This is a genomic window from Lactococcus cremoris subsp. cremoris NBRC 100676 (genome assembly GCF_001591705.1).
In the GTDB taxonomy this organism is placed as follows: domain Bacteria; phylum Bacillota; class Bacilli; order Lactobacillales; family Streptococcaceae; genus Lactococcus; species Lactococcus cremoris.
Genome location: NZ_BCVK01000004.1, coordinates 22,823 through 37,512 on the forward strand (window position 1 = coordinate 22,823; position 14,690 = coordinate 37,512).

Here is a 14,690-nt window from a genome sequence, read left to right on the forward strand (position 1 = left end):
GTTAGCTCCTTTTTTCGTTAGCTCCGCTCAATTCATTTTTAAATGAATTTCTTTTAAACAATTATAGCGTTTTTTCTTAACTTATTTGTAAAATAAGCTTGTTACCTAATCAGAGTGAATCTTTAAGTTCCCACAAGAAATTCAAGGCTTCTCTTGCAGTCATATTATCAACATTCTGTCCTTTTATTTTTTCAATAATTTCAGAAGAATTTTCAGCAAAATCAAATAAACTGAGTTGTTCTTGTTCGTCAGCAATTTTTTTTGCTGGTAAAGGTTTATTTTCTAACTTCTGCAAAATCAAATCTGCTCGCTCTAACAAAGTCTGTGGCAGGCCAGCGATTTTTGCCACATGAATCCCATAGGATTTATCGGCTGGTCCATCTGTAATCTTATGCAAAAAGGTTACATTTCCATTTTGCTCCAAAGTTGCAACATGAACATTATCTAAATGATCAAGTTCTTTGTCTAAATCAGTCAATTCATGATAATGAGTAGCAAAAAGTGTTTTTGCTCCAATATATTCGTGAACATATTCAATAATCGCTTGAGCGAGAGCCATCCCGTCATAAGTTGCCGTTCCTCTCCCCAGCTCATCAAAGATAATCAAAGAGCGACTTGTCGCCTTTTGAATGGCATGATTGGACTCAGACATCTCAACCATAAAGGTTGATTCCCCTGAAATCAAGTTATCACTGGCACCAATCCGTGTAAAGATGGCATCAAAAATTGGTAAATTAGCTGTTTTGGCTGGGACAAAAGATCCAATCTGAGCCATAATCACTGTCAGAGCAAACTGACGCATATAAGTCGATTTCCCAGACATATTCGGACCTGTGATGAGCTGAATATCAGTTTGTTCAGGCAGTTCAATATCATTTGGGACATATTCTTGAGCTCCCATGACCGCTTCAACTACGGCATGACGTCCCCCTTTGATTTCAACAATTCTTGAGCCTTCTGTAAGCGTCGGACGGATATATCCTTGTTTTTCTGCAACCACAGAAAGACTTTGCAGACAGTCAATTTCAGCAATAGTTTTGGCTAGAGCTTGAAGTCTGCCAATATACTGTTCTGTTTCAGCCCGAAGTCCCATGAATAAATCATATTCCAGAGAAGATGATTTTTCACGCGCTTCCAGCATAATTTCTTCAATTTCAGTCAATTCCTGAGAACCAAAACGCTCAGAATTTTTCAGAGTTGCCTTACGATAAAAATGTTCAGGTACACTATTCAACTGACTTTGGGTGATATGGAAATAATAACCATCCTTGCGATTATAATCAATTCGCAGTGTAGAAATACCTGTTTTTGCTTTTTCATCTGCTTCCAATTTTGCAATCCACGAAGTTCCATTTTCAAGAGCCTCACGATATTTATCTAATTGAACATTGTAGCCTTTTTTAATAATGCCCCCTTCGGTAATCGTTCTTGAGGCATTTTCACTAATGGCAGAATTAATCAAGCCAGACAATTCCGGAATTTCATCTAATTGGCTTCTTAACTCATTTAAGGACGTTTCATCAAGAACTTCCAAAATATTTTTGATGGCAGGCACATTTGATAAGGAATTAGCCAGCTGCAAAAAGTCAACAGGAACAGCCTTACCAAAAGAAACCCGAGAAGCTAAACGTTCTAAATCGTAAACTCCTTTAAGTGCCTCTATTAAATCAGAACGTTCAAAGAAATGGTCTAAGAAAACTTGGACAATTTCCATTCTTTTTTGAATAGCTGAATTTGAAACTAAAGGACGGTCAATCCACGAACGTAACATGCGCGTCCCCATCGCTGTTTTTGTTTCATCAAGCAACCAGTAAAGGGTCCCATGTTTTTTGTTTTCTCTTTTATTTGCTGTCAGCTCTAAAGAAGATTTCGTCGCAAAGTCCATTTGCAAAAAATCTTTAATTTCATAGTGCTCAACTTCTTGTAAGTGACTCAAGTCACGCATTTGCGTTTCTTTAACATAAGCCAATAATTTTGAAGCGGCTTGATTTTCTAAGGCGGTCAGTCCTGATAATTCTATCAGTAAATTTTCAGGAATCTCAAATTGTTCTGAAATCAAAAGATTCATTTGTCTTTCAAAAACTTTTACTTGAGCCTCATCTAAAGGAAAACCAACAACAATCTCACGCGCTTTGAGCGAGGCAATTTCCCCGACGACTGCTGAAAATTCACTGAGTTCCGTTACTTTGAATTCCCCAGTTGATAAGTCCATATAAGAGAGGGCGTAACGTTTAGCTTTAAAATCAATCGCTACTAAGAAATTATTATCAACTGAATTTGCAGTATCAATTGTCGTCCCTGGTGTAATGACTTGTGTCACGGCACGTTTGACAATTCCTACCGCTTTTTTCGGGTCTTCCATTTGCTCAGCAACTGCCACTTTATAGCCTAAGTCAACCAATTTATCAATATATTCAGTTGCCGCATGGTGGGGCACCCCAGCCATCGGAATTGGATTTTCGGAATTCTTGTTTCTTGAAGTCAGGGTCAACTCTAATATTTGAGCGGCATTTACCGCATCCTCATAGAAAAGTTCATAAAAATCACCCATCCGAAAGAGCAAAAAAGCATCGGGATAATCCTGTTTGATGTCTAAATATTGTTGCATTCCTGGTGAAATTTTTTCAGCCATTTTTTTCTTCCTATCCCATCTAAATTATACTGACAAAAGATACTAACCTATCTGTCAGCAAGTCTGTCAGTATTTTTTCATTACATTTCTACTGACAGATTTTCTTCAGCATTTTTTATTCACCAGTTCCTAGCAAAAGATTTACTTTTTCTTCTAATTCACCGGTGATATACTGCACCAAATCATTCACATCTTCTAATTTTGTGGCATAATCCTCAACTAAGGGGTGATGTTTGATTCGTTTTTCAATCATTTGGGCAGCTTGTGATGTTTTTTTATAGGCCTGTATTTTGCCAATTTTTTGATATAAAACAGCTTCTTTTTGTAAATTTTTCATTTCATCTTGTGATTTAAAAAGTTCTTGATTTGCCATCAATGCTTCTTCTGCTTGTTGAAATTCTTTAACATAATCGAGATTTTTAATTTTCTTAACAAGCAAGTCCACTAAATCATCATAGTGCATTCTCAAGCCCTCCTTCAATTTTCATTAATTACTAATTATTTCTTTCATTAAAACTCTTAGACTTTATAAGATAATTATAACATTTTTTCAATCAATCCATAACCTGTTTTTTGATATCTGTAAAAAAAGCCTGAATAATCAGGCTTTTTTTATTTTGACTTTATCATTCTGGGCGATGTCCCTCTGGCCACCAAAGTTTAATCAAAGCTTGTGTTCCATCATTTTCAAAACCTTTGTCAGCTAATTGCTCATAAAGTTCCTTTGCCCCTTTAGTTGCCGGAAGTTCAAGATTCATTTTATCAGCCTCAGCAAGTGCAATCCCTAAGTCCTTGATGAAATGCTTAACAAAAAATCCAGCACTATAATCTTCACGGAGTATACGAGGACCATAATTAGCTAAAGACCAAGTGGCACCTGAACCTCCTCCAACAGTATTTAAAACTTTGTCCAAATCTAATCCAGCTTTTTGGGCATAAGCTAAAAGCTCTGTCATTCCAGTCATTGTTCCTGCAATACAAATTTGATTAGCCATTTTGGTATGTTGACCACTCCCAGCCACACCTTGATGAGTGATTGTTTTTCCCATTTTTTCAAACAAAGGCAAAGCTTTTTGATAAGTTGCCAAATCACTACCAACCATAATGGTCAATGTCGCATTTTTGGCCCCCAAATCGCCACCAGAAACAGGAGCATCAAGTGTAAAGGCACCAGCTTTTTTGGCTTCTTGATAAATTTCTTGAGCCAAAGTCGGTTCAGTTGTGGTCATATCGATAAGAATTTTTCCTGAACAATCATTTTAAAAAATTCCTTCTGTACCAAAATAAACTTCGCGAACATCCTTAGGATATCCAACAATTGTAATAACAAAATCGGCTTGGGATACGGCCTTTTGTTGATTTTCAGCATAAACTGCCCCACGCGCTACAAGACCATCCGTTTTTGATTTTGTACGATTATAGACAATTAAATCATGCCCAGCGTCCATCAGATGACCTGCCATAGCAGCTCCCATCACGCCTGTACCAATAAATGCAATTTTTGACATAAGCTCTCCTTTTAATTATCAGACTTCTAAAATCTGTTTAATTTAGTTTTGGTAATCACGACGTTTACGGGCTTTATCACCCCGCAAACGTTTGATTTTCCGATTACGATATTCATCTAACTGATAAGTTTTCAACCATTTTTCAATAGCCACTCGTGAATTCCCTGTTTCTTCGCCAATACTTGATAAAGAACGTAAAGGATTTTCATCAATGATTTTCTCTAGTTCTTCTCTTGTTAGTCTAGTCATAATTTTCCATCTCTTAAAAAGCTCAAAAGAGCAAAAAACGGCCAGCTTCCAGCCAACCGTCCACTTAATCATGGGGAAGAAGGGATTTGAACCCTCACGCGATTTCTCGCACATGCACCTGAAGCATGCGTGTCTGCCATTCCACCACTTCCCCTTCGGGTCATAACCTTGTCCTTTTACGTAAGTCGCTTAAGTGACTACTCCAAAGGCACTTCCCCTTCGGGGGACCTTATCCTTTTTGTAACTCACCTTGATGAGCCGTAAGAGATAAGCCCCACAACACTTTTCTATAATATCAGTTTCATAGAAAAAATGCAAGTTGAAAATCCGCTATGACGCCCTATCTAAGCACCTCCATGCCCTACAAACATTGCAACAATTAATATAATCAAAACCAAAGTTGTAATTGCCACATAGAGTTTATCTCCTTCTTTAGCAAAAGCCACAATTGAAGCAACCACTCGCAAAACAGGAGTCAAAATTAAGAGGAATAAACCAGTCATTAACCAAGCCAATGCTTTAAATTCAACTAAACCACTTAAAATTTCCTTAAATTTATCTGGCCAAACTCCTTCAGCGTAGCCTGAATGACCACTTAAAAGAAACATCAAAATTCCAATAATAATGACTGTAGTACTCACGAATACACCAACACGAAGAATTTTCCCGATATTTCGCTCTATTTTGAGTAATTCTTCTTTTGTCAATTCTTTACTTACCATTAGAATGATACCCCCAATCCTTTAAGCAACATTTGCAATGCCATAATTAAAATAACTGGAATGAAAATCAAACGAATTGTTTTCGCTGGCAATTTAGGCATAATTTTTGAACCTAAAGCAGCACCAGCAACAATCCCTATAGCAAGAGGTCCTGCTAAACTTGGATTAACATAACCATTGAAAAAATAAACCGTTGCAGAAGCTGCCGCCGTCACCCCAATCATCAAATTTGAAGTCGCTGTTGACGCTTTTAAAGGCATTTTCATCATTGAATCCATCGCCATAACCTTGAAGACACCTGAACCAATCCCCAAAAGTCCCGATGCCACACCAGCACCAAGCATAACAGCCGCACCGCCAGGAACTTTTTCTACTTGGTAAGGAATCTCTTTGCCAAGTTGCTTATCATAATAGCTTGAGTTTAATTTTAATTTTTCAGCTATTTTATCTGACTCAACATTTTGAACGACTTCTTCACCTTTGTGCATTTTTCGCCACATATTGTAGCCTTGGAAAATCAAAAGGCAACCAAATAAGATATTCAAAATCGTAGCATCAAAAAATCCAGCTAGGACTGCACCAACTAAACCACCAATTGTGGTAAATATTTCTAAAAACATAGCCGTACGGACATTAATCATATCATCTTTCAAATAAGAAATGGCTGCACCAGAACTTGTTGCAATAACGGCAACAATACTTGCACCAATGGCGTATTTAATATCCACACCAAAAAATGTCGTAATAACAGGCGTGATAATAATTCCACCCCCAAGACCCAAAATTGAGCCAAAAACCCCTGCGACGAAACCAAGAAGTAACATCAACAGAGTAAATACTAATAAAGACATGTGTTCTCCAATCTAACATCCCTATTCTACCAAAAACTTTTTAAAGCTGCTTGTTCGTTTGATTAAGAAGCTTATCAAGAACATTTAAATCTTATTCTATTTTTTACAATACCAATTTATGATATAATTCTTATAAGATTAATGCTTCACAAGAGTTTTTGAGGCAACTTATTGGAGGTTAAAATGAATAGACAAGAACTTGAAGCGCGACTTCGTCAGGAGTTAGCCATTCGCTTTTATAATGCTAAAGTAGCCGAACGTGAATATAGTGAGGCTGAGTTTCAAGAAATGAAAGCAGAACTTAAAGCTGATATTGAACAGTATGCTCATGACTATGTCAACGAAAGTAATGCTAATGGTTAAATTTTACTGACAGAAATTCTAATAAGTCTGTCAGTGAATTAGGATTTCTAATTTTAATGATATCTAGCTTTTTATTTCTGTCAGTAAATAAATTATTGTTTTTTAAAAAAGGAAAAAATATGACCGAACAAAAACAAGCACTTTTCACCATTTTTGGAGCAACTGGTGACCTCGCTAAGAGAAAGCTCTACCCTTCACTCTTTCGTCTTTTCAAAAAAGGCGAATTGGCTGAAAATTTTGCCGTAATTGGAACAGCCCGTCGTCCTTGGACAAATGATTATTATCGTGAAGTTGTTTTAGAATCAATCAAAGATTTGATGAATTCAAAAACAGAGGCCGAAAACTTCGCAAGCCATTTTTACTATCAAAGTCATGACGTTAGTGACAGTTCACATTATGTTAATTTGAAAGACTTGGGCGAAAGTCTACGTAAACAATATAAAACAGCTGGAAATCAAGTTTTCTTTCTCGCCATGGCTCCCCAATTCTTTGGCACTATTGCCGAACACCTCAAATCAGAAAATATTTTGACAGGTGAAGGTTTTGAACGAATCGTTATCGAAAAACCATTCGGTACAAGTTACAATACTGCAAAATCACTCAATGACAGCCTCTCTAAAGTTTTTACTGAAGAACAAATCTTCCGAATTGACCACTATCTCGGTAAAGAAATGATTCAAGCTGTTTCAGCTGTACGATTTGCCAACCCTATTTTTGAGTCTATTTGGAATAATCAGCACATTGACAATGTCCAAATAACTTTTGCTGAATTTATCGGCGTTGAAGACCGCGGAGGTTATTACGAAACTTCTGGTGCTTTGAAAGATATGATTCAAAATCACGTTTTACAGGTCCTCAGTCTGATTGCGATGGAAAAACCTCAAAAATTTGATGAAGCCCATATTGTCAAAGAAAAAGTTAAGGCACTCAATACCATGCGTCAATATTCTCCAGAGGAAGCTTTAAATAACTTTGTACGTGGTCAATATGTAGCTGGTCGCTTTGATGGCGAAGATTACTCAGGCTATCGTGAAGAAGATTCCGTTGCTCCAGATAGCCGAACTGAAACTTTCGCCGCAGGGAAGTTTGTTATTGATAACGAACGTTGGTCAGGTGTTCCTTTCTATGTTCGCTCAGGAAAAAGAATGACTGAAAAAGGAACTCGCATTAATATTGTATTCAAAAAAGACCCTGATAATCTTTTTGCTGACAATTGCGATGACCAGTCTGTACAAAATATTTTAACTATTTATATTCAACCAACAGAAGGTTTTTCACTTTCTGTTAACGGCAAAGCAGCCGGTCAAGGTTTCCACTTAGAACCTTTGCGCTTGAATTTCCGTCACGACAGTGAATTCCTTGGAAATTCTCCTGAAGCGTATGAAAAACTCTTTTTAGATGTTCTTAATGGAGATGGTACGAACTTCTCTCACTGGGAAGAAGCCGCTCGTGCCTGGGAACTTATTGATGTTATTCGCGAAGCTTGGGATAAAGAAACCTCTGAACTCCCAACTTATGCCGCTCGTACTATGGGACCTAAAGCTGCCTTTGATTTACTCGAAAAAGAAGGGCATGAATGGGCTTGGCAGCCTGATGTCTGGTATCAAGAACGTGGTTACTACGATAAATAATAAATAAAAAATCCTATCAGTAAGCAAGATAGGTTTTTTTACGTTTTCCACAAACTTTTACACAGTTTTCCACATATTTGTGGAAAGACTTCACAATTCTGTGGAAAACTTTATGTTTTCAATAGTAAAATAGGATAAAAAAAGGACTTTACTTGTGGATTTATTTTTCCACAGGTAAAATTCCTTTTAATTTTTTTATAGACTTGTTTTCCACACAGGTTCACCGTCACGTTTTATCAATTTGCTCCAAACTCGTCGTTCACGCCAACGGTTAACTTGAGTACTCCAAGCATCTGATTCGACCAAAGGTTTCACCAAAATACTTCTCACGCCAGCTCTGTGAGCAGCTCTGATATCTGTCATTAATTGGTCACCAACCATAATCACATTTTCAGGACGCTCATCAAGTAATCTTAAAGCTTTTTTTATCCCCCAGGCAAAAGGCTTCATTGCTCGCCAGATATAATCAACCCCAAACTTTTCCACAGCTCGAGCGACTCTTGCTTGTTTATTATTTGATACAACAACAACTTTCAAGCCATTCTCACGCATTTCTGAAAGCCAAGCCAAAAGCTCTGGAGTTCCGTCAGGATTATCCCAGGCAATTAAAGTATTGTCCAAATCCACCATTACTGCACGAACATTTAGTGCTTGTAGACGTTTCGGATCCAGTTGATAGACAGCTTCCACTAAATAATCAGGCTTATAATTATCAATTTTCATGCCCTTATTATATCAAAAACTGACAGAAATTCCTGTTTTCCTCCCTAGAATTACTGACAGCTCTATCATCAGTAAACAGAATCATCAAATTAATGACAGAAGAAAAAAGTCGCATCAAGCGACTTTTTCTTATTTAAACTTATCAAAGAATCCTTTTTTACCAGAACCAGAAACTTCAATACCACTTGCCTTGGCAAAAGCTTGAAGAGCTTCTTTTTGAGCTTGGTTCATGTTCTTAGGAGTGACAATATTAATAATGACATATTGATCACCATTACCAGAACCACGGAGTTTTGGAGCTCCTTTTCCTTTTAGACGGAAATTAGCGCCAGTTTGTGTTCCCGCAGGAATTTTTAATTTCACATTACCATGTACAGTTGGAACTTCAACTTCATCCCCTAAGGCCGCTTGAACAAAGTCCATCGGCATCTTATAGTAGATTTCTGCGCCATCGCGTTCAAATTTATCTGAAGCTTCTACTTGGAAGACAACATACAAATCACCGTAAGGGCCACCATTTACACCAGCATCACCTTGACCTTGTAAACGCATTTTTTGACCAGTTTCAACACCAGCAGGTACAGTCACTTTAACAGTATGTGCAACTTTTTCATGACCTGAACCATGACAAGTTGTACATTTTTCTTTAATTTCCTTACCTGTTCCATGACAGACATCACAAGTTGTTTGAGTTTGCATCCGACCAAGCGGTGTATCACGAACAACATTAATTTGTCCACGACCTCCACACTTATGACAAGTTTCCGGATGCGTTCCAGCTTTCGCTCCTGAGCCATCACAAGTATGACAGAGTTCTTCACGATTATACTTCACTTGCTTTTCAACACCGAAAATAGCTTCTTCAAATTTTAAATTGATTCGATATTGTAAATCATCACCCTGACGTGGTACATTTGGATTAACTTGCGCTCCTCCTCCACCAAAGAAACTTGAGAAGATATCCTCAAAACCACCGAAACCGCCAGAAGCTCCGCCAAAGCCTGAGAATCCAGAAGCTCCACCGAAACCGCCGCCGCCAAAGCCACCATTAGCTCCCGCTTCACCATATTGGTCATAGGCTGCTCGTTTTTGTTCATCAGAAAGCGTTTCGTAAGCTTCTTGAACCTCTTTGTACTTATCCTCAGCACCCTCTTCTTTATTTAAATCGGGGTGATATTTTTTGGACATTTTACGATAAGCTTTTTTTATTTCATCTTGACTGGCATTTTTATCAACACCCAGTCGTTCATAATATTCAGTATTATTCATTTCTAAATTACTCACTTCCTTTACTAAATCAATTTTTCAATAGCACTATTTTACCACGTTTTTCCACTTTTGGCAAAAAAATTAGCACTCTTTTTATCAGAGTGCTAATTTTATTTTAAAAATTCAATCGCAAATTGATTTGTTTCATTGTAAACTGAGGCAACCGTAGATTCAGCTAACCAGTATTTCCCTTTGATTGGGTCAGTTACATGAAACTCTTTTGTCGCTTCATTGTAGCCATCTAATATTACTGCATGAGTATTAACCACGACCTTATAACCGTAGTATTCATCATAAGTAATATCAGGACTATCAAAATCAATTGTCACCCACATCTCAACTAAATGTTCTGATAGAACAGCTTGTTCAATTGCATCCAGACTCTGACCAGACAAATCAGCCACCTGAATATTATTATCTTGAGCGAATTTCATCAGAGCGGCTGGCCAAATTGTCGGAAATCCTCCATCAGGAATCTCATCATCAGCTGGCCACGGATTCCCAGCATAACCACTGTTAGGATCGCCTCCCCAGCCAACATAAGGTAAATCTTCAATCCAATCAGTCACTGTTTTCCCTTGCGTTTTATCCAGATAAACCAGAGCATTATAAAAAGAAACAATTTCACACCCCTGGTAAGCACCAATGTTAAGCTGATTTATATTTCCTGTTTTCATTAAAACATAATCATCTTTTCCTTGACTATCCGTTTTATAAAATGTTTTGGATGCAGGGCTTAATTGTTTGTCCTCTTGATTTTTTGGATTCAACAAATAGGTCACAAGAACTAACAAAGCCACAAGAACGAATAAAATTACGATATTTTTTTTAAAAAGTTTTTTCTTTTTAATTGTCATCTAGTAGGTCATTTTTTCCCATCATGGATAAAGTTCGATGTACAGTTTCAGCTTGTGCATCAATTATATTATATTCTTTTGTTAAATCATAAGCATCATACAAAACTGACAGTTCTGTGCAGCCTAATATCGTTACTTCACAGTTCATTTTAGAAGCAACATCAGATAAAATTTCATGATAAAGTTCAAAGTTGAGATTTCTATTTTCCTTGACTTCTTGATAAATCAATCGATTAACTTTTTCTTGTAACTCTTCATCTGGAATTACCGCTTCATAACCTTGTTCTTCCAAGGCCTCACGATAAACTCCCGTCAAAATCGTTCCTTCTGTTGCCAAAACAGCGACTCTCTTAGCATCCGAAAAGTGACGACCAATACTATCAACCGCAATCCGAGGCATATGTAAAATTGGAATCTCTGTCGCCTTTTGCATTTCATCAAAATAATAATGAGCAGTGTTACAAGGAACCACAAAGAACTTTGGTGAAAGTTGACTATGAATTTTTATATCATCAATCAATTTTTCTTCCGGATTTTCTAATGAAGGATTTTTAATATACTCTGTCCGGTCAGGAATCGTCGCATGGTTAACCACGATATAATTTAAATAATCCTGATCACGATGAGCTTCTGTTCGTTTATTCAAAGTATGAATAAAACTTTCGGTAGCAAGAGTACCCATTCCTCCCAAGATTGTAAAGAAGTTTTCCATCACATCCCCCTGTCCTTCTTATTCTTAATTTTTATTTGTGAAAATATGTTTTAAAGGCCCCAATATAACGATGGAAAGCATACTTCATCAAAAGGTAACGCTTAGGAGAGTTATCCTTGGAATAAAATAAAGTTGTTCCATAGTTTCCTGAGCTAACAAAACGACGAATTTCCTCTTTAAAGCTCGGATTCACATATTTAAGCAATACTTTTTTAGGAACTCCCAACCAAAGCTTAGTCCCTTTACCATAAACTGTTTCAGTAAAAGCTTCGTTGTAAATACGGTCAGCCACCAAATAACGGGTCAAATTATACCCATTTAAGGTAACATAAAATGAACTGCGCCCTTGACGTAAGTTAATTTCAAAAAGTTTATAAGAACCATCACGCGGATCATACTTCATATCGAAATTCGCAAAGCCTGTGTACTCAATTTTCTCAAGAAATTCCTGAATTTGCTGATAGACTTGTTCATTATAATCAGGCAAAATCGCAACATAGTTTCCAATTGCTTTTGGACTTGGATCTTCAAGCAAAGGATGACCTAAACACATCATTCTTACCTTATGATTTTTATCTACATAAGCATTCAAAACGCGCATATTTTCATCGCCACCAGGAATAAAGTCTTGGATAATCATTTCATCAGGATAACCGGCTTCATAACAACGATGAAGCATTAACTTCATTTCTTCATTTGATTCAATCGTGAAAGCCTTCTTTTGTCCTTCAAAATGAACGTCCAAGTAAGAAATGGAATTCCCTGGTTTTAAAATCATTGGGTAAGGGAAAGTTAAACTGTCCACTAGAGAATCTATTTCTGATTCAGGATTAACCAATACCGTTTTAGGATATGGCAAGCCATACTGCTCACAGATATTGTAAAAATCAGGTTTATTTTCTAATTGTTGATAAAGAGAGTACTCAATATAAGGCACTTCAAAAAATTCGGAAAGTTCATCACGATATTTCGAAGCAAGTAAAGCATAGCCATCCCCACAAGCCACTAAAAGATATTTTTTATGATCATCCTTATGTTTACTTGCGAAATCACGAAGAACTTGGATAAAAGTTTCCTCATGGTCAAAATTTTCATGTGTTTGCACTTCAACGATTTTCGAATACTTTGTGGGTGCCAATCCAGAAGCACTTAAAGCAAGGGAAGTAATCCCAAATTCTTCATGAAATGAACGAGCCATTCCATATACGTTGATATCAGAACCTAACAGAATAGGTTGAAATTCAATTGTTTGTGACACAAAAACCTCCCTTAAAAATTAACCACAGCAGGTTTTTCACCATTATTGATGAAGTAAACATCATACCAAGTCAAGAATGAATAAATTGTCCAGAGTTTACGACGAGCATCATTTTTATCTGCAAAGTTATCATCCAACATCTTCAAAAGTTTTTCTTGGTCGAAAAATTCTGCAACAAAGTCTTGTTCAAACAATTGACGAACAACTTTATAATACTTCTCTTCCCTTAACCAGTCTTTAATTGGCACTGGGAATCCCAATTTTTTACGATTTGACCATTCTTCTGGCAAATGACGACGAGCTGCTTGACGGAAAGCATATTTTGTATTGTGTTCATTCAAAAGGAATTTAGAAGGAATTTGTTCGGCTGTGTGCATCAATTCAATGTCTAACAATGGGACACGTAATTCAAGTGAATGTGCCATAGCCATTTTATCTGCTTTAAGCAAGATATCTCCTGGCATCCATTGGTGCATATCAAGATATTGCATTTTACGAAGTTCAGAACCTTCTGGTGCTTTTTTATAAGTTTTTCCAACAATTTCTTTGACTGTTAGAGCCGCTTGAAATTCTTCTTTCAAAAGCTCAACTGATTCAGACTCATCAAATACTTTTGCTTGCCCGATGAAGAAGTCCTCAGCTGGTGCAAGTGATTCATATAGATGCTTTTGTCCTTTGAAATGTTTATTTTCAATTCCACGAGCAATTGAGAAACGTAAAGATTTTGGTAATTTCTTCAAACCTTCTGCAAAAACACGAACCGCGCGAGAATTGGTACTAAATCCATAAGACTCATAACCAGCAAAGAGCTCATCTGCTCCTTCACCACTCATTACAACCCGTACATCACGAGCTGCCAATTCAGCAAGGAAAAAGAGAGGAACACAAGAAGGATTTGAATCTGGTTCATCTAAATAATATTGAATTTGTGGGAAATATTTAAAAGCTTCGTCCCCATGAATTTCACGAGAAGTATTATTCAAACCAATCATATCAGTTAATTGTTTGGCTTGTTTAGACTCATTGAAAGTTCCTTGACCGAAACCAATAGAATAAGTGTGTTCAGGACGAAGCGTTGAAGCAACATAACTAGAATCTACACCACTTGATACAAAAGCACCCACTTCAACATCAGCGAACTTATGAGCATCAACAGAACCCAAAACGGTCTTATCAATCAAATCAATTGATTCTTCCAAGCTCATATCTTTTTCATCAACTTTCATATCCCAATAAGGCTTAATATCTAAAACCCCATCTTTATATGTAAAGTAGTGTCCTTCTTTGATACGAAAAACATTTTTAAAGAAAGTTTCATCAAGAGCAGAATATTGGAAAGTCATATAAGGTTTCAAAGCTTCTTTATTTAATTCTTTTTTGAAGTTTGGATGTTTCAAAAAGCTTTTAATTTCAGAACCATACATGAAAGTTCCGTTCATTTGAGTATAGTAAAGAGGCTTGATCCCGAAATGATCGCGTGCACCAAACAATTCTTGTTTTTCTCTATCCCAAATCACGAAAGCAAACATTCCACGAAGTTTTTGAAGAAGCTCTACACCGTATTCTTCGTAACCATGTAAAAGCACTTCTGTATCAGCATGAGTAGTAAAATCATGACCTTTAGAGATAAGGTCTTCACGCAATTCACGGAAATTATAAATTTCGCCATTAAAGGTTATAAGTTTAGTTTTATCTTCATTAAAGATAGGTTGATCTCCACCCTCAAGGTCAATAATACTCAGGCGACGAAAACCAATTGCTGCTCCTTCGTCAATAAATTCACCTGAACTACTTGGACCTCGGTGAGCGATTGTATCCATCATTTCTTCTAAAGTTTTTGATTTATCATTTTGATCCATCCGGTCAATAAAGCCGACAATTCCACACATTTGTATCTATCCCCTTATCATTTTTC

At 36.9% G+C, this 14,690-nt stretch carries 13 protein-coding genes, 1 tRNA gene and 1 pseudogene; 2 read left to right on the forward strand and 13 right to left on the reverse strand.

Annotated elements, in window-relative coordinates:
* Positions 1-109 precede the first annotated feature (109 nt).
* The 7 genes and pseudogenes from mutS to LLA01S_RS01070 all read right to left on the reverse strand — a co-directional run bounded on the left by mutS (position 110) and on the right by LLA01S_RS01070 (position 5,962).
* On the reverse strand, positions 110-2,632 hold the full coding sequence (gene mutS, locus LLA01S_RS01040) for a DNA mismatch repair protein MutS (protein WP_021164823.1): 2,523 nt from the start codon (positions 2,630-2,632) through the stop codon (positions 110-112).
* Between the two features lie 115 nt (positions 2,633-2,747).
* On the reverse strand, positions 2,748-3,095 hold the full coding sequence (locus LLA01S_RS01045) for a YlbF/YmcA family competence regulator (protein WP_011677259.1): 348 nt from the start codon (positions 3,093-3,095) through the stop codon (positions 2,748-2,750).
* A 163-nt stretch (positions 3,096-3,258) separates the two neighbouring features.
* Positions 3,259-4,140 (reverse strand): annotated as a pseudogene (locus LLA01S_RS01050) (NAD(P)-dependent oxidoreductase).
* 42 nt (positions 4,141-4,182) lie between these two features.
* Complete coding sequence (locus tag LLA01S_RS12505) at positions 4,183-4,389, reverse strand: hypothetical protein (protein ID WP_003132002.1); 207 nt, start codon at positions 4,387-4,389, stop codon at positions 4,183-4,185.
* A 71-nt stretch (positions 4,390-4,460) separates the two neighbouring features.
* Positions 4,461-4,543: transfer RNA gene (locus LLA01S_RS01060), tRNA-Leu, on the reverse strand.
* Between the two features lie 190 nt (positions 4,544-4,733).
* Entirely contained in the window at positions 4,734-5,111 is a 378-nt protein-coding gene (locus LLA01S_RS01065) for a DUF1634 domain-containing protein (RefSeq protein ID WP_011677260.1), read from the reverse strand.
* Positions 5,111-5,962 carry a sulfite exporter TauE/SafE family protein gene (locus LLA01S_RS01070; RefSeq protein ID WP_011677261.1) on the reverse strand — a complete coding sequence of 284 codons (852 nt, stop codon included), beginning with the start codon at positions 5,960-5,962 and terminating at the stop codon, positions 5,111-5,113. Before LLA01S_RS01070 ends, LLA01S_RS01065 begins: the two co-directional genes overlap by 1 nt.
* Positions 5,963-6,145: 183 nt before the next feature.
* On the opposite strand from LLA01S_RS01070, the gene LLA01S_RS01075 reads away from it, so the two are divergent.
* On the forward strand, positions 6,146-6,325 hold the full coding sequence (locus tag LLA01S_RS01075; protein ID WP_061777696.1) for a hypothetical protein: 180 nt from the start codon (positions 6,146-6,148) through the stop codon (positions 6,323-6,325).
* 119 nt (positions 6,326-6,444) lie between these two features.
* Positions 6,445-7,956, forward strand: coding sequence for a glucose-6-phosphate dehydrogenase (zwf, locus tag LLA01S_RS01080; RefSeq protein WP_021212099.1), 1,512 nt, complete (start codon positions 6,445-6,447; stop codon positions 7,954-7,956).
* Positions 7,957-8,151: 195 nt separating this feature from the next.
* On the opposite strand, the gene LLA01S_RS01085 is transcribed toward zwf, so the two are convergent.
* From LLA01S_RS01085 to asnB, 6 genes are all read right to left on the reverse strand, one after another.
* Positions 8,152-8,679, reverse strand: a complete 528-nt coding sequence (locus LLA01S_RS01085) for a YqeG family HAD IIIA-type phosphatase (protein ID WP_011677264.1) — start codon at positions 8,677-8,679, stop codon at positions 8,152-8,154.
* A gap of 129 nt (positions 8,680-8,808) precedes the next feature.
* Positions 8,809-9,948: a molecular chaperone DnaJ gene (gene dnaJ / locus LLA01S_RS01090; RefSeq protein WP_061777697.1), complete on the reverse strand. Its 1,140-nt coding sequence runs from the start codon at positions 9,946-9,948 to the stop codon at positions 8,809-8,811.
* 110 nt (positions 9,949-10,058) lie between these two features.
* Positions 10,059-10,805 carry a C39 family peptidase gene (locus LLA01S_RS01095; protein WP_061777698.1) on the reverse strand — a complete coding sequence of 249 codons (747 nt, stop codon included), beginning with the start codon at positions 10,803-10,805 and terminating at the stop codon, positions 10,059-10,061.
* Positions 10,795-11,517 carry an aspartate/glutamate racemase family protein gene (locus LLA01S_RS01100; RefSeq protein WP_011677267.1) on the reverse strand — a complete coding sequence of 241 codons (723 nt, stop codon included), beginning with the start codon at positions 11,515-11,517 and terminating at the stop codon, positions 10,795-10,797. The genes LLA01S_RS01095 and LLA01S_RS01100 overlap by 11 nt, the downstream gene beginning before the upstream one ends.
* Positions 11,518-11,548: 31 nt before the next feature.
* Positions 11,549-12,775, reverse strand: coding sequence for a carboxylate--amine ligase (locus LLA01S_RS01105; RefSeq protein ID WP_011677268.1), 1,227 nt, complete (start codon positions 12,773-12,775; stop codon positions 11,549-11,551).
* 11 nt (positions 12,776-12,786) lie between these two features.
* Positions 12,787-14,664 carry an asparagine synthase (glutamine-hydrolyzing) gene (gene asnB, locus LLA01S_RS01110; protein ID WP_011677269.1) on the reverse strand — a complete coding sequence of 626 codons (1,878 nt, stop codon included), beginning with the start codon at positions 14,662-14,664 and terminating at the stop codon, positions 12,787-12,789.
* Between the last annotated feature and the right edge of the window lie 26 nt (positions 14,665-14,690).